Source organism: Shewanella sp. WE21 (genome assembly GCF_002966515.1).
Lineage (GTDB): Bacteria > Pseudomonadota > Gammaproteobacteria > Enterobacterales > Shewanellaceae > Shewanella > Shewanella oncorhynchi.
In genome coordinates, this window is the sequence record NZ_CP023019.1 from 1,608,122 (window position 1) to 1,629,337 (window position 21,216).

Here is a 21,216-nt window from a genome sequence, read left to right on the forward strand (position 1 = left end):
CTCAACCATGTATTCTAGGTAGTATTTTAAAATACCCATCGACCAGTAAATTTTATATAATAAAGTTACTACGAATAGCATGATGACTATGTGATCTAAGCCCAACGGCGCTTTTGCATTTTAAAAGTGTGTGGTTTAATGCAGTAAATCTATAGTTCCCATTCTTTATTTATTAGATATTACCAGCCTAGCTGTAAATAAATTATTTGCAGATGAGCTAGTAAAAATCCAACCCAGTTGATTCGCGAGACGTTTCACCAATAAAAGCCCTAAACCAAATCCATGGCGGCCCTTACTATTGTAGGAATTGGTTATTGCTATACAACAAGCATCTTGAGTAATGCTAATATCCATCCCACCATGCTCAATACTATTCCTTAATAAATTGCTTAATATTATTTTTAGCGGATGAAGCTGAACTGGCAAGCAAGTATCGTCACACAATAATTGAATTTTTTGCTCATAACCATGTACCCGTTGCTGCTCCTCGATAATACTGGCAAGTAAAGGCGATAATGCTACGTTTTCCTTTTCTAGGTTTGAACACTCTTTATTAGTTAACCATAGTAGGGTTTCAATGAGTGACTTCATTTGATTGGTCGCTTGGGAAGCATACAGGGTTGCCCCCTTAAGCTCACCTTGTTGTAATGCGAGGATTTCAAATGAAGATTGGCATACGGCAACTGGTGTACGTAACTCATGACTAGCAAAACGTAAAAAATTGAGTTCTCGCTGCTGAGCCTCCTGAAGTTGTAAAATCGAGTTATCTAAAGCATCAACAATTGCCTTTAATTCAGCATATTCTTGTTCTGGTAAACTCAGTTTTCCTCCTCCTTCCCAATCATGTTGTTTAATCGCATGACTAATTTGATGAACAGGCGTAATCACTTTACTTTGCATATAAAACGCTAAACTTGCACTGGCACAAAAGGTTATCAAGACAAGCAGCAAGATCGCCGTCATATTTTTAGGGGCAAATTGCAAATCATGGGTAACACTAAACTGCAGCCAAACGTATAGCGGCTGGCCAGTTTGGGTGTAGTACACACTTAACGCGTTAACAATGGGACCTTCTGCATGCTCATAGTGAATTGTGCTCGCATCAGTTAAGACTTCATTGTTACTTAACTCACGAATTTGCAGCGGAATATCTCGCCAATGAGGATAGACTGTTAAGTTATCGGTTTTTAGAAGTGGTTGATGAAGTAATGATTGCTGAGTTGGCTCCGCCAGCTTCAGTAATGCTTCGGCCGCTTGCCCTGCATTGTGCATTGTGACTTCATGCATAGAAATCATACCTGCACACATCATGCAAAGCGGGATAAAACTATTTACACCTAAGGTTATTAATAGAAAAATAACTCCCCACACTTGATAACTACGCTTGAGGCTAAGTTTAGGCGCTTGCATTGATATCATCTCTAAGGCTTAAACCGACGCCACGAATCGTATGTAATATTTGCCGTTCAAAGGGGCGATCGATCACTCGGCGCAAAAGATGAATATGGCTGCGCAAGCTATCACTATCAGGTGTACTGTCGGGCCAAAGCATTCGCTCAATCTCTTCTCTACTCACCGTTTCTGGACTACGCCTAGCTAATAAAGCCAGGATCTGCCATCCGGTTTTAGACAAAGCCAGCTGTTGCCCTTGCCGATACACTATGTGGTTTGCAAAATCGATTTCTAGGTCGCCAATAGTCAACCTTTGGGGCGCGGGACGACGCTGAGCAACCACCTTCAATCGCGCGACCAGTTCCTCCATTGCAAATGGTTTTACTAAATAATCGTCCGCGCCCACAGCAAACCCACTCAAGCGATCATTCAGACTACTACGTGCAGTTAACATGATTACTGGTGAGGTAATGCACTGTGCTTTCCAGCGTTCACACGCTTCAATCCCATCACCATCCGGCAAATTTAGATCGAGAATAATAGCGTCGAACTGCTGCTGACTAATGAGCATATCCGCTTGTGCCAGGTTGAAAGCGTAATCACACTCTATACCACTCAATTCAAGATATTGAATGATGTTGTTAGAAAGAAGTCGATTATCTTCAACCAGTAATATCAACATATTTAGATCAACTCATATTGATGGGCTAAATGGATTAAATTTGCTCTATTTGTAGCCCCAAATTTCTTACGCATGGATTCCATATGATATTCAACTCCTCTGACACTTATCGGGAGCTGAGTTGAAATTTCGTCGTTTTGAAGACCGTTTGCGACCATAAGTAGGATATCTCTCGCATTATCTTTAAGCAGAGAGCTTTGTAGAAATGGATTGAACAATTGTTTATTACATTCAAAAAGCTTGTTTTGAGCTTCTTTTAAAGTGTCTGCCAATCCCTCTAACACCACCTCCGAAGCACTAAGATGGCTAAGTAGTATAAACCGGCCTGCCCAATGACGATTAGAGTGGAATGAGATGGGCCAGCTCAAAACACTTTGAATATTATGCTTACTAAACAGTAGGCTGGTCTTATCATTTTTTTCACTCGTGAATCTATACATATAAGATTTTGAAGTATCCAATGAAAAACCAAAATTGAAATCATGGGAGGCTATCTGATTTAAATAATAACGCTGTAATTCAGCCATAACAGGGGAAGAAGCTATGCTGGCGATAGGTTTTCTTAGTGCCGTAGGAGAGAACAGATTGGTATCTTTTGGAAAGTGATAATTTTCATACGCACAATGTGGAACTCCTTGAAACCAGAAACCACAAAAACCATGTAGCTTCAAAGAGTAGTTTATCGCCTGAATAACGTCCTTCAGCGTTGATGCCGTATCTGCATTTGATCGCGCCAGTTTAGCGTCCATAAATACCCTCCAAACGAAATAACATAGGAAGGTATCTCAATACAAAAAATAAACAAAACCCATTGATACAGATACTTACATCTTGTCGCAAAATTAAAACTTATTCATTTTTACTCAGTATTTTTGACATAATTTTGACATACACAAAGATATAATGGAGCAATGCTTTTAACCGTTTTTAAATGTCATCCAACAAGCCTGGCGCCTCTGCCCTTGCCAAACACCAGACTTGAACATGCACATAACGCGCTTCGAATAAGCGAGCAATTTCAGAGACTGTAGTGCCAGTGGTAACCACATCATCCACCAATGCAACACGCTGGAACGCAAAATCATCCGCTAACATAAAGGCATCATGTAAGTTGCGTCGTCGCTGTGCCCCCGAAAGCCCCGCCTGCGGTCGAGTGTCTTGTTGGCGTATTAACCCTTCGCTCACTAACGGCAGTTGCAAGAGCTGTGATAACTCATGGGCAATTAACCAAGCCTGATTAAATCCCCGTTGTTGCAAACGTTTTGGATGCAATGGAACTGGCACTATCGCTTGAGGCAGCGAGATTAATCCTTGCTGTTCTAATACCTTAAGTCGTGCCACTAAGGCGCGACACAGAACGGGCAAAGCGGCAAGTTGACCTTGATATTTAATCGCACCAACCCAAGCACCCAAACCTTGATGATAACTACAAGGCGCAATGACTTTACGTGGCTGACGCTTTTGGCATTCACCGCAATAATCGACTTCTATTTGCATCGACTTACCGCAACCTAAGCAAATAGGCCCATGATATAAGCCAGATTGAAGACAAACGGCGCAAATGCCAGTCTCGGGAAGTGATATGGATTGGTGGCACAGCAGGCAACGGTTAGGTAAACTGCCCGCCAACCACCTTGTACCGAGTTGATAGCCTAAACGCATTACCCGCAAAGCAGATTGCGACCAAATCCTTTTGACAAAGTACGGCATACATTCACCTAATCCATTTTTGAGGCACTCAAGTGAGCCAAGTGACATCCACAAACCAAGCAAATTTGCATATTGAAATCAGCGGCCAAGGGCCAGATCTGGTGATGCTTCACGGTTGGGGAGTGAATAGCGCTGTGTTTACGCCATTACATGAGTCACTGTCTCAGTATAGGGTGCACTATGTAGACTTGCCGGGCTTTGGCCATAGCCAAATGGTTGAAGGTGGCCTATCAACCTGGGTAGATACCTTGGTCGCTGCATTGCCTGAACACGCTATTTGGGCCGGCTGGTCACTCGGTGGGCTCGTTGCGACTCAGGCAGCGTTAAGTTATCCACAAAAAATCAAAGGCTTGATTACTATTGCCTCATCCCCTTGCTTTATGGCAAGGGAGGACGAAGCATGGCCGGGCATTCCGCCACAAGTCCTCAATCAATTTAGAGAACAACTCGGCCAAAATTTACCTAAAACTATAGAGAGATTTCTGGCGATTCAAGCCATGGGTAGCGAAACCGCCAAAGAAGATATCAAACAACTGCGCGATCTTGTCCTCGCACGTCCTTTACCCAATACCAGAGCCTTAACTCAAGGCCTAAATATGCTGACCGACGTCGACTTAAGGCAGCAACTGATAGAGTTGCAACAACCTTGGCTAAGGATCTGGGGCCGACTCGACGGGCTAGTGCCCAAACGCGTACCACCTAAAATGCCCATCACAGCTCAAAGTGAGGATGTGATGCTCGCTAAAGCCTCTCACGCGCCCTTTATTTCCCATCAGCAGGAGTTTTTGCAGGTATTTATGCCTTGGTTAACGTTACAGACACGTTAACGCTTTATCTTTGAGCGATTAATGACTAGTATTTAACCATTAATGTGCCAAGGAATTTTCCATGTTAGTTGTCAGTAACTACCCCCAAGTCCCGCTAGCGACCAGTAATGTCGCGACGGACTCGGCTCGGGTCGACAACCAACTGAAACCTGTGGTCATCCCACCACAAGCGGCAACTAAAGGTCACGAAGAACGCGCCTTTAATCCACAGAATGAACGCACTACGGATCAAGCTCAACAACAGGCAAAAACGCTCGAGCATAATCAGCAGCAAGTTCAAGAAAAACAGCAGCAACAGCAATCCTCACAGCAACAGAACCAACAACAGCAAGAGAAAAAAGCGCCCCTTGTCGTGGCCGAGCGTGTTTTACCTAAAACGCTAAAAATTGCAGCAAGAGGCCAAGCGGCACTGCAACGTAAGGATATACGCTTAAAGGTCAGTCAAGGTGCGACAAGTTATGCCAGTAGTAGCGCTAAAGCGAATGTTAGACAATCGCTTCAAGGCGAATCGAGTCAATTTTATCAACAACTTGGGCAGCGTATTGGTCAGTTTTATCAGCAACAGACTCAACCAGAACAAGAATCTATTATGTCGACGTGGATTTAACCTATTCCAATCGTATGAATCCGTTTGCGCACAAAATTAACCTGAATGATAAACAAAAATGCCGCTAAAAATAGCGGCATTTTTTATGCTGTTTAACGCTTATTTAGGCAAACGATACAGCTCTTGCTGGTAGGCTAAACTGCCCCACAATGCCCAACTTAAGGCTTTCTTCTCTAGCGCGGCAGCAGCGGGGGGATGAGGCGTTAACTGCTCGTTTTTTTCATTATATTCGAAACCCTGTGCCTCTTTCTCTGGTTGCAGAATGACCACATCTTTACCTTCCATCAGCGCAAAGTTTTTATCATATTGCATCAGAGCACGCCCTGGCCAATCATCGCTGACCTGAGTTAAGTCACGGCCCAGCATAGGGTAAGAGTCAGATATTCCAATCAAGGATAACAAAGTCGGCGGCAAGTCAATTTGACTCACGATACGATGATCGCGTTTTGGCGCAACATTATCCCCAAGAATTAATCCCGGAATACGGAAACGCGATACTGGCACCAGATCCGCACCACCCACTCGACTGTCATGGTCGGCAACCACGATAAAAATCGTATCTTTCCAATAGTCCGCGTTTTTCGCCAATTTGAAAAACTCACCAACCGCATAATCAGCATATTTCGCCGCATTGTTGCGAGTTTGCTTAGGTTGTTCATAAAGTTCGATACGATCATCTGGGAATTCAAATGGATCATGGTTGCTCGAACTAAACACTAAACTAAAGAAAGGCTTACCTTCGCTATGCAGACGCTCAAACTCACTGTTCGCCTTGCGCATTAAATCTTCGTCTGACGCGCCCCACGAGCCCACGAAGGCCGGAGATTTGTAATCTTTCTGATCTATGATGTCACTAAAGCCGTTGCCCAAGAAGAAGCTACGCATATTGTCGAAATGGCTCTCACCACCATAAATAAACTGCGTTGTATAACCATGATTTTTAAGTAATTCAGCAATACTGAAAAAGCCAACTTGGCTCTTACCTAGCTTCACCACAGCGCGAGCTGGCGTTGGCGTAAAACCTGTTGTCACGGCTTCGATTCCGCGTACAGATCGTGTACCAGTAGCGTACAAGTTATCGAAATACCAACCTTCTTTAGACAAGGCATCGATATTCGGTGTCAGGGGTAACCCACCTAAACTACCGACAAAACGTGCGCCTAAGCTCTCTTGCAGTAGGATCACTAAGTTCTTTGGCTTACCAGTATAACTGGCTTGGTTAAAGCTCAGTGATGGGATATCCGTTGAAGTAAAGGCACTTTCAGGGCGACCACTTTCCTGCCTAATCGTTGCAATAACCTCCGCGTTATCTAGCTTGCCATACACTTTAGAAGCATCTTCTTCACTATCCATCTGCTTGATGGCAAACACCAAGGAATAAGCAGAGTTAATCACTAAAGAGTTCACTAATGGATCGTCAGCAAAGGCCACCAGAGCGGGGTTAAGCGGACGATGACCCAAGGTTGAACGGGCACCTAATATCGTAATTGCGATAACGATTAACGCTAATACTGGACGCCAATACCAGCGTGGAAAGCGCAGGTTTCTCGTCAGTTTACCACTGAGAACCCAACCGCCCCAGAGTGTACCTATGGTTAATAATATTGAGAAAATAAGCTCAAGCTTACGACCCGCCCACAGCATAGAAAGCACTTCTTTCGGGTAGATCAGATATTCCACATACAAACGATTCGGACGAAAACCGTATTCTTCAATAAAGGCGGGGGTCGATGCTTCTAAAAACAGCATTATCCACAGGCCGACGGTTAACCACACCCGTAAAATCGGCTGCCATAGACGGCCAATAAAATGATCACCTGAAAATAATGCAGTCCCTAAGGCGGCAATACCCCATAACCAACACAGGGTAGCGATATCGACGCGTAAACCTTGAATTAATAGATGCGACCAGCCATCCACAGCGGCAACGCGATCCGCTTGCCACAGCCCTAAAGCGATACGGCTCACAGTGGCAATGAAAAGCACTAATAACGAAAAGATAAAGATGGCGCGAAAAGGCCCATGGGCATTGTTTCGCCCGCGAGGTGATAAACCAGATTGCATGTGTTACCCCAAAACGTGTAAAAAGAGCCACTCTGCTTTGGAGTGTCAATTTGAAAAAATCGGTGAATAAGCTGTGCTATGACAACCGATTTTGCTTAACGTTGCATTAAATGCCGACTTTATATTCCCTAAGACGACATTTATGCAACAATTTTGTGAGTAACAGGTTAAAAAGTCGACTCGGACATGACGTATGTCCGAGTATTAACATTACAGCGTCTACTTTTTCAGCTTAGCGAAGGCATCGGCAAAGGCATTGCCCATGGCCGCGTTTGCTGGCGCTTTAGGTGTTTGCTTCTGCGCAGGACGCGCAGCCGGTTTCGCTGACTGCGGTGTTTTACCATGATTAGTTCTGGCAGGATTGTGTGGTCTTTGCTGTGGCTTGCTCTGGTCGATAGCTTCATCCAAACGCATGCTCAAACCGATGCGGCGGCGCTCAACGTCAACTTCCATAACTTTGACTTTCACCACATCTCCCGCTTTCACCACTGTGTGCGGGTCGCTGATGAACTTGTCGGTTAGAGAAGAGATATGCACGAGTCCATCTTGATGTACGCCAATATCGACGAAGGCACCAAAATTAGTCACGTTGGTCACTACGCCTTCGAGTACCATTTCAGGTTTCAGATGTTTAAGTTCTTCAACACCATCTTTAAACTTGGCGGTTTTGAACTCACCGCGGGGATCGCGTCCAGGTTTATCCAGTTCTGCTAAAATATCTGTAACCGTCGGCAAACCAAATTCCGCCGTAATAAACTCTTCTGCCTTGATGCTGCGCAGCAAATCAGAGTTACCCATCAGGCTCGCCAACTCTACTTGCTTAGTTTTAGCGATAGTTTCCACTAGTGAATAAGCCTCTGGATGCACAGACGAGGCATCGAGTGGATTGTCCCCTTCTCGAATACGCAAAAAGCCCGCTGCTTGCTCGTAGGCTTTAGGCCCTAAACGCGGTACTTTCAGCAACTCTTTACGATTCTTAAACTGACCATTGGCATCGCGATAATCGACCACGTTTTTCGCTAACGTCTTATTTAAACCAGCCACTTGTGACAATAACGGCACTGAGGCCATGTTGAGATCTACACCCACGCCGTTTACACAGTCTTCAACCACAGCTTCCAGCGAACCCGATAATTGGCTTTGACTCACGTCGTGTTGGTATTGACCGACACCGATAGACTTAGGCTCAATCTTCACCAATTCGGCTAATGGATCTTGCAAGCGGCGGGCGATAGACACAGCGCCACGAATCGACACATCAAGATCAGGAAACTCCAACGCCGCCAATTCCGATGCAGAATACACAGACGCACCCGCCTCACTGACCATCACTTTGGTCAAATGTGGATGGGTATCTTTCACTTCGGCAATCAGCTCAGCAGCCAGTTTGTCAGTTTCCCGTGATGCAGTGCCGTTACCAATCGCAATCAGCTCAACCTTATGCATTTTGACTAAGTTAGCCAAAGTACGGATCGACTTTTCCCACAGATTTTGCGGTGCGTGTGGGAAAATAGTCGCATGGCACAACAACTTACCTGTGTTATCGACCACAGCGACTTTAACACCGGTACGTAAACCAGGATCGAGTCCCATGGTGGCTTTCGCGCCCGCAGGAGCGGCCATCAATAAATCACCTAGATTACGGGCGAAAACTTTAATCGCTTCGGCTTCAGCGCGTTCGCGCATTTGCGAAATAAACTCAGTTTCCATCTGCAGGGCAATCTTAATACGCCATGTCGACGTCACCACGGTTTTCAACCATTGATCAACGCTGCTATCGCCTAATTTCAGCCCTAAATGATCACAGATAATCACTTCGCAGTAACTACCTTGGCCCGCTTCAGCGGCTGGATCGGCATTCATAGATAAGGTTAAGAAACCTTCATTACGCCCACGCAGCATAGCCAGTGCACGGTGTGATGGGATCTTAGCTAACTGTTCTGTATGCTCAAAATAATCGCGGAACTTCGCGCCGTCTTTCTCTTTGCCAGCAATTAAACGGCTTTCTAACACACTGTTTTGGCTTAAATGCTCACGCACTTTACGCAGTAATTCAGCGTCTTCGGCGTAGCGCTCCATCAGGATATAACGCGCGCCCTCGAGCACAGCTTTAACATCTGCAAAACCCGCTTCGCTATTGATATAGCCTGCCGCGGTGGTCTCGACATCTACGCTACGATCAGCCAGTAAGGCCTCGGCTAATGGCTCAAGCCCAGCCTCGATAGCGATTTGGCCCTTAGTACGACGCTTAGGTTTGAAGGGCAGGTATAAATCTTCGAGGCGTGTCTTACTGTCTGCCTCGTCAATCGCCCATTGTAATTCTGGCGTTAACTTACCCTGAGCTTGGATGCTAGACAGGATCACTTGGCGTCTGTCGTTCAGCTCACGCAGGTAACCTAAACGCGTGTACAAGGTACGCAGTTGTGTATCGTCTAAACCGCCCGTTGCTTCTTTACGGTAGCGGGCAACGAAGGGAACTGTCGCACCATCGTCAAGCAGAGTGATGGTTGCGGCAACTTGTTGCTCACGAACATTCAGTTCTTGAGCGATAATCTGAGCGATGTTATGTGCATTAGTTTGCATAAATAAAGTGTCGTGCCTAACTGTAAAGTAAGTCGTTATTGCGCCAAAGATACCACAGGCGCCCCGTATGTTTCATGCTAAAGCCTAGGTCAAATCAGAGAGTTTGATCTTTCCCGCAATCCCGTGACTACCGCCGCTATTTTAACAGCGGCAACTCTGTGGTTAATTCGCCTCGCTGGCGAGAGTAGTTTCAAAAGGGGTATAACGGATCTGATTGATATACCACTCTTTTGGACCCGAGGGCGTTTGCACTAGCACCTCATCATCCACTTGCTTGCCGATTAAGGCACGCGCCATGGGCGAGTCGATGGTGATATAGCCTAATTTTGTATCGAGCTCATCTTTACCGACGATCCGATAACGCACGCGATCACCGGCTTCATTTTCAAGCTCAAACCAAGCGCCAAAGAATATTTTGCCTTCCTGCTGCGGCGAGTAATCGACGATTTTTAATTCTTCTAACCGCTTAACTAAGTATCTGACTCGGCCATCAATTTGTCTTAACAAACGCTTGTTGTAGGTGTAGTCCGCGTTCTCACTACGGTCGCCCTGCGCCGCCGCTTCTTGGACTTTAAGGGTGATTTGCGGCCGATATTCTTTCCACAAATACTTCAATTCTTTATCTAAAGTTTGCCACCCCTGACGGGTGATCAAATGCGCTTTCATACTCATTACTCAATCGTTGGATTAAACGACCACAATTGATGCGGGATAATATATTAGACTGATGATACTCAGACTGGACGCTAAAGTTAACTCACTAAATCATCTCTGTGCATAATGGCTTTTAAATCACCTCTTTTGCTGATGCCAATTTAGTTACAATTTCAGCTATAGCGTGAATAAACGCGAGCATTCCCATGCAATTTCATTTGCTTAGTATTAACATTGGGCAATCAATGTCAGCATTTATCGCATTCAAGTTACTAAGGTGAGCTAGTCGCCTTGGTTGAATGCGGCTATATTAGGCAGATTCGTTTTCAATTTCAGCCAGTTGGTTAATCTTAACTGTTTCTCATCAGTAGAATAAGCACCAATCTGAGCAATTAAAGGACATCCCATGGGACAAGAAACCTCGAAAATCCTCGTCGTCGATGATGATATGCGCCTGCGAGCGTTACTCGAGCGTTACCTGATGGAGCAAGGTTATCAGGTGCGCAGCGCGGCCAATGCCGAGCAGATGGACCGCCTATTAGAACGCGAAAACTTCCATTTACTCGTGCTCGACTTGATGTTGCCCGGTGAAGATGGCCTGTCTATCTGTCGCAGGCTGCGCCAGCAAGGTAACCCTATTCCTATCGTGATGCTGACGGCCAAGGGCGATGAAGTCGACCGCATTATTGGTTTAGAGTTGGGCGCTGACGATTATCTACCAAAACCTTTCAATCCACGGGAATTACTTGCGCGGATCAAAGCCGTGATGCGTCGCCAAACCCAAGATGTGCCCGGTGCGCCAGCCCAGCAGGAAGCACAGATTAGCTTCGGTGAGTTCTCGCTGGATTTAGCGACCCGTGAGATGTACCACGGCGACGAATCCATCGCACTCACTAGCGGTGAGTTTGCCGTACTTAAAGTGCTCGTCACCCATCCACGCGAGCCCTTGTCTCGGGATAAGTTGATGAACCTCGCCCGTGGCCGCGATTATTCGGCGCTAGAACGCTCGATCGACGTGCAAGTGTCACGTCTGCGCCGCTTAATCGAAAAAGATCCCGCGAATCCTCGCTACATTCAAACGGTTTGGGGTTTAGGTTATGTGTTTGTACCCGATGGTGCCGCGCGTCGATGAGCCGCGCTGCCATCTTAATCTCCTGCGGTTATTGAGCCCACGATGAAACCTAAGTTTTGGTGGCGGTTTGTTCCTCGCAGCGCATTTAGTCAAACCGTGATGCTGATTGGTTGCCTATTACTGATCAATCAGCTGGTGTCTTACGTCACGGTCGCCGTCTATGTACTTAAGCCAAGTTACCAACAAATTAATCAGTTAATCGCTCGCCAAGTCAAATTACTGTTTGTCGACGGCATAGATATTGGCCGCGAACACTTAACCATAGTCGATGCCCTTAATGCCAAAGTCCACGACGATGGCATGAAAATCTACAATCAACAGCAAGCGCATGAAGCGGGTATTGAGCAAGCCACTTACTATGGTTTCTGGTCATCGCAGATGTCGGAATATCTTGGTGGCGATGCTGAAGTCCGCGTCACCCATGGCAGCGTATTACAGATTTGGATCCGTCCACCACAGGCGCCCTCTATTTGGATACAAGTGCCACTTATCGGCCAAAATGTTTCAGATCTTTCGCCACTCACCCTTTATTTAATGGTGATTGGCGCACTTAGTGTCGCTGGGGGATGGTGGTTTGCTCGCCAGCAAAACCGCCCACTTAGGCGACTACAAAAAGCCGCGATTTCAGTCTCCCGCGGTGAATTTCCCGATCCCTTGCCGCTAAAAGGTTCGAGTGAAATTGTCGAAGTTACCAATGCTTTCAACCAGATGGCGAACAGCATGAAGCAACTGGAGCAGGACAGAGCGCTATTGATGGCGGGGATCTCCCACGACTTGCGCACACCGCTCACCCGTATTCGCCTCGCCTCTGAGATGATGGTTGAGGAAGATCAATATCTTAAAGATGGCATAGTCAATGATATCGAAGATATGGACGCCATCATCAGCCAGTTTATTGCGTATATTCGCCAAGATCAGGAAACCAGCCGTGAGCTAGGCCAAATCAATAAACTCATTCAAGATATCGCTCAAGCAGAAGCCAATCGCGCTGGTGAAATTGAAGTGGTGTTAACTGACTGCCCAGAAGCCCAATTCCAAGCGATTGCCATTAAACGGGTACTGAGTAATTTAGTCGAAAATGCCTTTCGCTATGGTTCAGGCTGGATCCGCATTAGCTCACAGTTCGATGGTAAACGTATCGGTTTTAGCGTTGAAGATAACGGCCCTGGGATCGACGAGTCACAAATCACCAAACTATTTCAACCCTTTACCCAAGGTGATATCGCCCGTGGTAGTGTTGGTTCGGGCCTAGGCCTCGCCATTATCAAACGGATTATCGACAGACACCAAGGGCAAATTACCCTCTCCAACCGCGCCGAAGGCGGTTTAAAAGCCCAAGTGTGGCTGCCGCTGGAATAACGCGAGATCACATATTTGCAAATCAAATGACAACGCTGACATCCAAGTGAGCACTTGTCATATTAATGTCACCTTAAATTCATAAACTCAGCACAGTTACTGGCTCTGACCATTATGAAGATTGCAAAATGAAAATTTCAACGCTGTCGCTTTCTGCTTCTGCCCTGTTGTTATTGCTCGCGGGATTGCTAGCAGCCGTAGTGCTGTGGAGCAGTGATCAGCGGCAACAAATTGAGCAGCAAACACTTACATTACAAGCTATTCAGCAGGATTTTCTCGTCGGTGTACGCCGCGATCTCGATGGCTATTTAGCCAGTGGCAACGCTAGCCAACTTGAACAAGCGAAAACCAAACTCAGCGCCATTAAGAACCAGCTCACGCAGCTTAACCTCGCAGCCATGGGCGCTACCGACAATGACTTGCAAGCCAGCCTAAGCAACTTCATTCAAGATTTAGATACCAAGTACCGCGCCGCGGGTAAACTCGCTGGCAACCCTAGGCAACTGCTCGCCCACGCCGAATCTGAAATGCTCGACTATAACCGTCGTCTGGGCAGTTATGCCGATAAAGGCTTAGCCACAAATGCGGCGGTCGCCGAACAATATCTGCAATTGAGCCGCGATTTACCTTCTATCGTCTACCAACTTTCCCAACTGACCGATGGTTATCTGATCGGTAAAAATCAGCAGCTCAAGGGTATTTTAGACAGCACCAGCAAAGAGCTAAATACGTGGCACGACTCCCTCAGCGCACTGCCGTTAATCGGCGTATATGAACAGCAAGAAGCAGATGAATTTGCACTCGGTGCCAGCGAACCGGAACAAATTGAAATCGGCGAGAGTGACCGCAGTGAACTGCTCAGTCTCGCCAATCGATATAACAAAGAAGTCGCCAATACCCACCAATTACTGCAAACAAACCAAGAGATGCAAGATCAACTCATTCAAGCGATTAGCAATGTGGAGCAACAGCTTATTGGCTTAGGTGAGGCTCAGGCAGCGAAGAACCAGCAGCTGAAATATGAGTTACAGCTAATCCTCTACACTATGGTTTCCATCATGGCCTTGTTTGCGATTGGTTATTTAATCCTGCAGCAAAATCGCGTCGTCAAACCGCTAAAACGTCTCAACCAAGCTTTTATGAAATTAAGCGAATCGAACAGCCGCGAGCGTTTAGATATTAATCGTCGCTGCGAGACGGGCCAAATCGCAGGTCATTTCAACCAGTTACTGCACAGGTTTGAGCAGGAAGACGAGGCACAGCGCCAGCAAATCACTAAAGTTTCTCAATCATTAAGCCAACTAGTGGCGCGCATTACTCAGCTGTCGCAGCACACAGAGCATACCCAGACGATTGTGGCCGATACGCAAACACAGACCGAACATATCCGCAGCCTCGCCAATGAGGTGAGCCACACTTCGGCACTCGTGGAAGACAGCGCCGCCGAAACCATGCGCCAAATGCAGTCGAGTCAAGCACAAGCCGAGGCGGTATTGAGCGCAACCGAGCAAACACAAACCGCGGTCGGTCTGTGCCATTCGTCCCTTGAAAGCCTAAATAACTCAGTGACGGATGTATCGAAAATCATTGATGTGATTGGCAATATTGCCGAGCAAACTAACTTACTCGCCCTTAATGCTGCCATCGAAGCTGCGCGGGCTGGCGAGCAAGGTCGCGGCTTTGCCGTGGTGGCCGATGAAGTGCGTAATTTAAGCCAACGCACCCAAGTGTCTTTGAATGAGATCGTGAAAATTCTGCAACAACTTACCCAATCAAATCATGCTCTCAGTGAGAGTGTCGATGGCATAGCACAGGCCACCAGCAGCCAGAAACTGCGTGCTCAAAGCCTGTGGCAAGTGGCGCAAACAGTGCAAAACCAAGCAAGTGAAATGGCTAATACCGCCAAACAAGGCTCGCTAAATGCCAAAAAGCAAGTCGATTATCTCGATGAATTTGTTCGCACTATGGATAGTTTAAAAGAACAAGCGCAAACCAGTTCACAGCAGAGTGAGGTCATCGCCCAAGAAGTACAGCAGAGTGTAGAAGATATTGAAACCAGCTTGGGGATTGGGCAAAGCCAAATAAACCGTGCGGCCTAAAACCGCACGTTTATTCACTTAATTTCTCTATTTGTGTTTAATCGTCGATTCGACAATTGTGGATATTAGAGCCATCGAACTGACATTCGACATCAACCCATTTGCCTTCAAATGGCGTTAATGAAGCATCAGTCGCTTGATAGCCCCACAAGGTCTTTTGCATCACTAAACCCGACAAATCAAGCTCATTGCTTCGCACTTCAAGATCAACTTCTTTCACTAACCACTGGTTGTCTGCGAGTTCAACACCTTCTATTTGAATCCATTTTTGGTCAAGTGTCGCTAAGGTTAAACCGTCATCGAATTGAGTTCTGGCATCAATATCAAATGTAAATCCATTAATTTGTAGCTGATTATTGGTAGTCAGTGTCGCCAGACCTTCTAGCTCGAACTTTTTACCTAAGGTTGGAGGTATTCCACCATTATCATGTGATGTTTCAAATTCAACTTCTCTGGCCCATAAACCCTGCGGCATAGATTGAATATCTACATCGACTAACTTGCCTTCAACCAAGTTAGCTTGCTTGCCATCTTCAAATTGAGTATTTGTAGTGACATAGAGTCGAGTACGGGCATTAAGCTCAAACTGCGTTTTATCTTGGTTGACCCAAGTAATAGTCCCTTCTAGCTCCATATCGTTAAAAGACGCCGTATCTTCCACCTCGACTTCAGAGGCCAAAAATGAAGCACCACTTTGCTGGCCTTCCACTTCGACCCATGCGCCTTCCTGTAAGCTGCCTTCTAAACGTGCGTTGGCATAATCAATCACTGCCGAACCGATATTGAATTGTTGCGTGGCCTTGTTTAATCCAGAGACACGTCCCTCAATTTCAGCAAACGCAAAATTGGGGATAAGGTTTATAGAATTAACCTGCCATTCTCCCATTACCGTTGGATAACCATTTACCGCAACCCAATCGCCTACTTTATACTGAGTCGCGTCCGCTGGTTTAACGATTAAATTAATCCCATTAACGGCAATAGTATTTTGATTAACGGAACTGATTTCACCCACAAGGCTTGGATCTAATATGACATTTTTAGCCTGTTGGCCTTCATTATCAATTTTAACCCTCATCCCCATTTGAATGGCATTAACCTCTAACGGCTGTTGTCCATAGTGAATCTTAGCATTAGCGATATTTACGCTATATCCGTTGACAGTAATCGAATTATTGTCAGAAGCAATATTTGTTACTGTACCGTTGATTTTTGCGGGTAACGTAGGTTGTGGAACGATAGGATCGGGTTTAGAGGTATCTGTTGATGAATCATTACCACCGCAACCTGCCAGCAAAATGGCCGTAATACAGACTAAGAGTTTATTCATTTTCTTCCCTATTATGTCTTGTTAAATCAGTGCTGGGCATCTTAGTATGAAGATCGTCAAGCAAATGTGAAGAAATGAATTAACCTATGAAAGTATTAATTGTTGATGATAATCATGATGTTATTGAAACAATCATGGATTATTTAACCCTAGAGGGGATTATTGCCGACTGTGCATATCACGGGGAAAGTGCAATCAATTTAATTCAACAAAACCATTACGATGTCATCATAATGGATATTATGATGCCAAAATTAGACGGTATTAATACGGTCAAAAAACTGCGTGAAGAAATTTATTGTAATACACCGATTATATTTTTAACCGCCAAAGATAGTCTGCAGGATAAAATTGATTCTTTTACATCAGGTGGGGATGATTTTTTAAATAAACCTTTCGCGATGGAAGAATTATGCTTACGACTACATTCACTGCATAATCGTGGCCCACGTTTAGATGTGGGTATTTTGCGCTTCAGTGATATCAGTTTAAATTTGCAAACCCATCAAGTTACCCGTGCTGATAAAGAAATTAAGCTCAGTAAAATTCAGCGCACCATTCTTTCACTGTTACTAAAACATGCGCCCGCTATCGTGAGTAAAGAGCAATTGGTAGATACAGTATGGGGAGATGATGCTCCTTCGAGTGACTCACTTCGCAGCCACATATACAGCTTACGCAGTGCACTCGATAAAGGTTTTTCAGACTCAAAATTAGAGACTATCCATGGCCAAGGTTACCGACTTATCCCCTGAGTATTTTCCGAGTTTATATAAAAAAATCCGCCTCACTTTTTTAGTATTAACTAGCTTGATGTTTGCCATTTTTTGGAGCCTCATTTATATCGCCGAAGAACAAATTGAGAAGATTAGCCTCGAGCAAACGCTGGCCACAGAGACTCGCGAATATCTAAAGAATTATCAAAGGTTTGGTGATAAAGCACAGCTCCCCGATATCAATGAATTGAAAACATATTGGAGCAAAGAGTTTGTACCAGCTTGGCTGCAACCTTATCAAAATACCGGATTTTACGAACATCAACTGGGTGACGAAGATAAACACTTTTTAATATCCGCTCATCCTTCTGGGCAAGGGCTGTTGTATGTGGTTTATAAGGATGACGCGGACGATTTCCTTGATAGCTATGAAGATAGAATGCACATTTTGATCTCTATTATGGGGATCGGTTTGCTCCTGTTTATCATGGCGTATGGATTGTATTTTGTACGTCTGCTATCCAGTCCACTTGCTGAGATTGAAAATAAAATCAATCAACTATCACCAAAAAGACCGACATCAACACCGAGTACTTCATACCGTGAAACCCGCCAGATTGAGCAAACCCTATTAAGCAACAAAGCTAAAATTGCCGCCTACTTCACTCGGGAACAAGAATTTAGCCGTTTTGCCTCCCATGAACTACGCACGCCCATTATGGTGATCCAAGGTTCGGTAGAATTGCTCAAAAAAATCCCCAATGCGACAACCGAGGCTCAACAATTAATGGTCAAAAAAGCCATTACACGTATTGATTACGCAGGGCATCAAATGAAAACGCTCACCGAGGCCTTTTTACTTCTCGGAAAAGAAGACATTGAATCCCAGCACTACAGCCAAATTGATTTAGCACCACGCCTTGAACACATTTTAGCTGAAATGGCGCAGCATTTTGCCAAGCAAGAAATCACCTACAGCTTAACGCTTAAAGATTGCTTGAGCATCAAGGCGCCACTGAGCTTTATTGACATAGTGATAGGTAATTTAATTAAAAATGCTTTCAATTACAGTGCCGGAAACATTGAAATTACGATGCAAAGCAACCAATTATGGATACTGAATCCACTAAGCACTCAAAGTACTGATACATCAGGCTATGGCTGCGGATTAATTATTATTGAACGTATTTGCGAGCGAATGGGCTGGGCATTTTCAACCCAAAACGATGGTGCTAGCTATCAGGCTTATGTTCAGTTTATAGATAATGCCCATTAACTGAAGTTAGCTTGGATAAATGACCTCGTTTTAGCAAATTCTGAGTTGCAAACCCAATCTTCACAACCGCTTCACGCTTGTCTTGGCACTATGCTCGCAACACTGTAATAGCCATTGAGGCTGAGTTACATAAAACCATAGAAAGGACAAACAGATGAATAAAATGACTCTTACCGTTTTCGCAATGGCACTTTCATTCACGACTATGACCAGCCAAGCAGGCTTTCAACCTACAACGGGTGAACCTCAAATACAGGGTGGCTTCCAAGGGCCGAGCGCAAGACAAGTGATTCATGATGTGGTAAGCGCGCTCAATGCCAGTGATGACGCCCAAATTGAGTTAACGGGCCATATCATTTCTTCCATTGGACACGATGATTATATTTTCCGTGACGCTACGGGTGATATTAAGGTCGAAATTGATGATGATTTATGGCGCGGCAACACAGTAACACCTGAAACTCAGGTCATTATTCGTGGTGAAGTGGATAAAGATTGGTCTGAAGTGACCATAGATGCAGACAACATTCAAATCGTACAATAAATTGATTTAGTTAAAGCCAGCCAATGAATGGCTGGCTTTGGTCACATCCAAACTTCATGTCTTAAATACGCTTAGATAGCAGCCAAAACAACTTCAGCTTTACTGGCTTCAAAAACCTTTGGCTCTTCTACATTCAGTAGAGTCACTACACCATTATCGATGATCATGGCGTAACGTTGTGAACGCACGCCACCAAAACCGGCAGTATCCATCTCTAAACCTAAGGCTTTAGTAAAGCTGGCATCGCCATCGGCTAACATCATTAATTCAGAGGCATTTTGGGCTTCGCCCCACGCTTTCATAACAAAGGCATCGTTCACAGCAACACAGGCAATCAAATCCACGCCTTTCGCTTTAAATTGATCGGCTAATACCACATAGCCAGGTAAATGCGCTTCAGAACACGTTGGAGTAAAAGCACCTGGCACTGCAAACAATACGACTTTTTTACCCGCGAACAATTCGGTAACTTGGTGATTCACCATGCCATCTTTAGTCAGTTGACCTAATGTGGCCGCGGGTAATGTTTGACCTTGAGCAATCATGTCTTTCTCCATTTAGTTAAAATAACTCATCCATACTAGCCCTATTTACCGCAGATAAACACCGAGAGAAATAAGGGCGATTAGACTCGAGTTCGATTCAACCGCAGCCCCGCACACAAACTAAGACATAACAAACCTAATACTGAGAAGGCGCCGCCACTTTCCTCAACAACGATAATGTCGGGCTCTCTGTCTCGATCGCTACTCTCCAATGGCAGCGCATACAAACTATCGATTTCATCGGCGCTAATGGTCGCAACAATATCGCTGTAACCCACTTCATACACATCAATCAACACATCATAGTGATCCGTCGCATAACCTGTGTAGAGCGTGGTCAACACTTCGTAATCGTCCTGTGTCGAATCGCCGTAAATGGTAAATACGTCTGTGGTGTAGTAATGCACCCAAGGGCCACCATCACGACTGAGATAAAGCTCGGCAAATAAATCAGCTCTTTCATTAAGATATGCACCATTGACATCAACATCGAAGGTCACGCTAAACGTTTGATAAAACCCATCGTAGTCAAAGTCTTCAAACAAACGACTGCTGGCATCAAAAATCGAAAAGCTGTGATACACAGGTGCGCGGTAGGGATCTTCACTGGTCGCACTCGAACTCGGAATCCCTTGACTCGCATGTTTCGCAGTTACTTGCTCACGCGTCATCGGCGAGGCGCCCATAAGTTGCACTCGGTTTGCCGTCGGCGCTTTGGATGATAAGGCTGGCGCCAAGGATTTCACGGCCGCAGCGGCGACTTCAGTGACATTTTTTGCGGGCGCGGCTTGTTGTAACAAGGCTAAGGCTTGTTGTTCCTGCTCGGCAGCTTGCTCGCTATTTTCTGCTTTTTTGGCAATACCAACGCTGGCTGCAGTAAATGGCGTTAAGCTTTGCGATGACTCCAGTTCGCGGGGCTGAGCGCTAGCGGCAGGGGACGCTAAAAACAGAGCTGCAATAGCCGTTGCCATAAACAGCTTAACATTAACTGTGGCTGCCATATCTTGCTTATTGAGTGTGTTCATCTTGAATATCCTATGGATAACCCGTTCAAATTGGAGCTATTAAAGTGCAATGAAGGTGAACATAAGCTGAACATCAACGCTCACTGTTCTCAGCCAGAAGATACGTTCAGCCCGAGTTCATCTGGAATGGGTACACTCACAAAACTTAAACGATACAAGCGCGAGCATAGAGATAGACTCGCCAACAGAACTTCAGTTCTGTCACGAATAACAAAATAACTGCCAGAGTTAATTTTGAAGGAATTGTGCCAACCAATTGGCTGATCTCTATGTGTTTGTTAAGGTGATGAGGTATTCTTAGTCGACTCGATAAGTTATCCATCTCACTCATTAACTTAAGATCGCTGAACATTGCGGGTACCCGATATGAAACTTGGTTTGACCTTGGCCCTAATCACTTGCTTATCAGCCTCCTTTGGTTGCATAGCAGGTAATGATAGACATGATGATCGCAATCAGCCTCGTAACCAAGGTGCGAAGAATGAGCAGCGCCGTCTAGCGGTCAATAGCCCTGATCAAGCGGTGGCAATGGCGCAACGACAATTTCAAGGCAAAGTATTGAGCGTACAATCCAGCGGATCGGGATATCGTATTAAAATCCTCAATAATGATGGCCAAGTATTTTCTGTTTCAGTAGATGCCGCAACGGGCCGAGTCTCGAGGAACTAACG

The 21,216-nt window shown here is 45.3% G+C and carries 19 protein-coding genes; 9 read left to right on the forward strand and 10 right to left on the reverse strand.

The annotated features are described in order from the left end of the window. Positions 1-165: 165 nt before the first annotated feature. The 4 genes from CKQ84_RS06885 to CKQ84_RS06900 all read right to left on the reverse strand — a co-directional run bounded on the left by CKQ84_RS06885 (position 166) and on the right by CKQ84_RS06900 (position 3,784). The gene (locus tag CKQ84_RS06885) at positions 166-1,410 is read right to left on the reverse strand and encodes a HAMP domain-containing sensor histidine kinase (RefSeq protein ID WP_105250655.1); all 1,245 of its coding nucleotides are present in this window, start codon (positions 1,408-1,410) and stop codon (positions 166-168) included. Then, positions 1,397-2,074, reverse strand: a complete 678-nt coding sequence (locus CKQ84_RS06890; protein WP_105250656.1) for a response regulator transcription factor — start codon at positions 2,072-2,074, stop codon at positions 1,397-1,399. Before CKQ84_RS06890 ends, CKQ84_RS06885 begins: the two co-directional genes overlap by 14 nt. Positions 2,075-2,076: 2 nt before the next feature. Then, entirely contained in the window at positions 2,077-2,823 is a 747-nt protein-coding gene (locus tag CKQ84_RS06895; protein ID WP_105250657.1) for a helix-turn-helix transcriptional regulator, read from the reverse strand. Positions 2,824-3,001: 178 nt separating this feature from the next. After that, positions 3,002-3,784 (reverse strand): ComF family protein, encoded by a 783-nt coding sequence (locus tag CKQ84_RS06900; RefSeq protein WP_173913164.1) that lies wholly within the window; start codon positions 3,782-3,784, stop codon positions 3,002-3,004. 32 nt (positions 3,785-3,816) lie between these two features. Between CKQ84_RS06900 and bioH the strand changes: the two genes are divergently transcribed. Then, complete coding sequence (gene bioH, locus CKQ84_RS06905; RefSeq protein WP_105250658.1) at positions 3,817-4,611, forward strand: pimeloyl-ACP methyl ester esterase BioH; 795 nt, start codon at positions 3,817-3,819, stop codon at positions 4,609-4,611. Between the two features lie 61 nt (positions 4,612-4,672). Continuing rightward, entirely contained in the window at positions 4,673-5,218 is a 546-nt protein-coding gene (locus CKQ84_RS06910; protein ID WP_105250659.1) for a hypothetical protein, read from the forward strand. A gap of 99 nt (positions 5,219-5,317) precedes the next feature. Here CKQ84_RS06910 and CKQ84_RS06915 read toward each other — a convergent pair whose 3' ends face one another. The 3 genes from CKQ84_RS06915 to greB form a co-directional block, all read right to left on the reverse strand. Next, a complete protein-coding gene (locus tag CKQ84_RS06915; RefSeq protein ID WP_105250660.1) occupies positions 5,318-7,282 on the reverse strand; it encodes an LTA synthase family protein in 1,965 nt (654 codons plus the stop codon). 219 nt (positions 7,283-7,501) lie between these two features. Further along, positions 7,502-9,865, reverse strand: a complete 2,364-nt coding sequence (locus tag CKQ84_RS06920) for a Tex family protein (protein WP_105250661.1) — start codon at positions 9,863-9,865, stop codon at positions 7,502-7,504. Positions 9,866-10,027: 162 nt separating this feature from the next. Next, positions 10,028-10,531 (reverse strand): transcription elongation factor GreB, encoded by a 504-nt coding sequence (gene greB, locus CKQ84_RS06925; protein WP_105250662.1) that lies wholly within the window; start codon positions 10,529-10,531, stop codon positions 10,028-10,030. Between the two features lie 394 nt (positions 10,532-10,925). Between greB and ompR the strand changes: the two genes are divergently transcribed. From ompR to CKQ84_RS06940, 3 genes are all read left to right on the forward strand, one after another. Continuing rightward, positions 10,926-11,651, forward strand: a complete 726-nt coding sequence (gene ompR, locus CKQ84_RS06930) for a two-component system response regulator OmpR (RefSeq protein WP_006079507.1) — start codon at positions 10,926-10,928, stop codon at positions 11,649-11,651. A 42-nt stretch (positions 11,652-11,693) separates the two neighbouring features. Beyond that, complete coding sequence (envZ, locus tag CKQ84_RS06935; RefSeq protein WP_105250663.1) at positions 11,694-13,010, forward strand: two-component system sensor histidine kinase EnvZ; 1,317 nt, start codon at positions 11,694-11,696, stop codon at positions 13,008-13,010. Between the two features lie 128 nt (positions 13,011-13,138). Further along, the gene (locus CKQ84_RS06940; protein ID WP_105250664.1) at positions 13,139-15,109 is read left to right on the forward strand and encodes a methyl-accepting chemotaxis protein; all 1,971 of its coding nucleotides are present in this window, start codon (positions 13,139-13,141) and stop codon (positions 15,107-15,109) included. A 37-nt stretch (positions 15,110-15,146) separates the two neighbouring features. On the opposite strand, the gene CKQ84_RS06945 is transcribed toward CKQ84_RS06940, so the two are convergent. Beyond that, positions 15,147-16,439: a DUF5666 domain-containing protein gene (locus CKQ84_RS06945; protein ID WP_105250665.1), complete on the reverse strand. Its 1,293-nt coding sequence runs from the start codon at positions 16,437-16,439 to the stop codon at positions 15,147-15,149. An 86-nt stretch (positions 16,440-16,525) separates the two neighbouring features. Between CKQ84_RS06945 and CKQ84_RS06950 the strand changes: the two genes are divergently transcribed. The 3 genes from CKQ84_RS06950 (at position 16,526) to CKQ84_RS06960 (ending at position 18,975) form a co-directional block, all read left to right on the forward strand. Next, positions 16,526-17,194: a response regulator transcription factor gene (locus CKQ84_RS06950; RefSeq protein ID WP_105250666.1), complete on the forward strand. Its 669-nt coding sequence runs from the start codon at positions 16,526-16,528 to the stop codon at positions 17,192-17,194. Then, a complete protein-coding gene (locus CKQ84_RS06955; RefSeq protein ID WP_105250667.1) occupies positions 17,166-18,431 on the forward strand; it encodes a HAMP domain-containing sensor histidine kinase in 1,266 nt (421 codons plus the stop codon). The genes CKQ84_RS06950 and CKQ84_RS06955 overlap by 29 nt, the downstream gene beginning before the upstream one ends. A 154-nt stretch (positions 18,432-18,585) precedes the next feature. Then, positions 18,586-18,975, forward strand: coding sequence for a YgiW/YdeI family stress tolerance OB fold protein (locus CKQ84_RS06960; protein ID WP_105250668.1), 390 nt, complete (start codon positions 18,586-18,588; stop codon positions 18,973-18,975). 71 nt (positions 18,976-19,046) lie between these two features. Here CKQ84_RS06960 and CKQ84_RS06965 read toward each other — a convergent pair whose 3' ends face one another. Together CKQ84_RS06965 and CKQ84_RS06970 are read right to left on the reverse strand one after the other, a co-directional pair. Continuing rightward, positions 19,047-19,520 (reverse strand): peroxiredoxin, encoded by a 474-nt coding sequence (locus CKQ84_RS06965; RefSeq protein WP_105250669.1) that lies wholly within the window; start codon positions 19,518-19,520, stop codon positions 19,047-19,049. A gap of 80 nt (positions 19,521-19,600) precedes the next feature. Then, positions 19,601-20,545 carry a choice-of-anchor H family protein gene (locus tag CKQ84_RS06970; RefSeq protein ID WP_105250670.1) on the reverse strand — a complete coding sequence of 315 codons (945 nt, stop codon included), beginning with the start codon at positions 20,543-20,545 and terminating at the stop codon, positions 19,601-19,603. Between the two features lie 366 nt (positions 20,546-20,911). Here CKQ84_RS06970 and CKQ84_RS06975 point away from each other — a divergent pair, with 366 nt between their 5' ends. Next, complete coding sequence (locus CKQ84_RS06975; RefSeq protein WP_105250671.1) at positions 20,912-21,214, forward strand: PepSY domain-containing protein; 303 nt, start codon at positions 20,912-20,914, stop codon at positions 21,212-21,214. Positions 21,215-21,216 lie beyond the last annotated feature (2 nt).

Bases quoted from the DNA above. Each gene is read 5' to 3' on its own strand.
- CKQ84_RS06895 (WP_105250657.1), bottom strand. From the start codon at position 2,823: ATGGACGCTAAACTGGCGCGATCAAATGCAGATACGGCATCAACGCTG.
- envZ (WP_105250663.1), top strand. From the start codon at position 11,694: ATGAAACCTAAGTTTTGGTGGCGGTTTGTTCCTCGCAGCGCATTTAGT.
- CKQ84_RS06955 (WP_105250667.1), top strand. From the start codon at position 17,166: ATGGCCAAGGTTACCGACTTATCCCCTGAGTATTTTCCGAGTTTATAT.
- CKQ84_RS06960 (WP_105250668.1), top strand. From the start codon at position 18,586: ATGAATAAAATGACTCTTACCGTTTTCGCAATGGCACTTTCATTCACG.
- CKQ84_RS06915 (WP_105250660.1), bottom strand. From the start codon at position 7,282: ATGCAATCTGGTTTATCACCTCGCGGGCGAAACAATGCCCATGGGCCT.
- CKQ84_RS06970 (WP_105250670.1), bottom strand. From the start codon at position 20,545: ATGAACACACTCAATAAGCAAGATATGGCAGCCACAGTTAATGTTAAG.
- greB (WP_105250662.1), bottom strand. From the start codon at position 10,531: ATGAAAGCGCATTTGATCACCCGTCAGGGGTGGCAAACTTTAGATAAA.
- CKQ84_RS06890 (WP_105250656.1), bottom strand. From the start codon at position 2,074: ATGTTGATATTACTGGTTGAAGATAATCGACTTCTTTCTAACAACATC.
- ompR (WP_006079507.1), top strand. From the start codon at position 10,926: ATGGGACAAGAAACCTCGAAAATCCTCGTCGTCGATGATGATATGCGC.
- CKQ84_RS06885 (WP_105250655.1), bottom strand. From the start codon at position 1,410: ATGCAAGCGCCTAAACTTAGCCTCAAGCGTAGTTATCAAGTGTGGGGA.
- CKQ84_RS06950 (WP_105250666.1), top strand. From the start codon at position 16,526: ATGAAAGTATTAATTGTTGATGATAATCATGATGTTATTGAAACAATC.
- CKQ84_RS06945 (WP_105250665.1), bottom strand. From the start codon at position 16,439: ATGAATAAACTCTTAGTCTGTATTACGGCCATTTTGCTGGCAGGTTGC.
- CKQ84_RS06965 (WP_105250669.1), bottom strand. From the start codon at position 19,520: ATGATTGCTCAAGGTCAAACATTACCCGCGGCCACATTAGGTCAACTG.
- CKQ84_RS06975 (WP_105250671.1), top strand. From the start codon at position 20,912: ATGAAACTTGGTTTGACCTTGGCCCTAATCACTTGCTTATCAGCCTCC.
- CKQ84_RS06920 (WP_105250661.1), bottom strand. From the start codon at position 9,865: ATGCAAACTAATGCACATAACATCGCTCAGATTATCGCTCAAGAACTG.
- CKQ84_RS06900 (WP_173913164.1), bottom strand. From the start codon at position 3,784: ATGCCGTACTTTGTCAAAAGGATTTGGTCGCAATCTGCTTTGCGGGTA.
- CKQ84_RS06910 (WP_105250659.1), top strand. From the start codon at position 4,673: ATGTTAGTTGTCAGTAACTACCCCCAAGTCCCGCTAGCGACCAGTAAT.
- CKQ84_RS06940 (WP_105250664.1), top strand. From the start codon at position 13,139: ATGAAAATTTCAACGCTGTCGCTTTCTGCTTCTGCCCTGTTGTTATTG.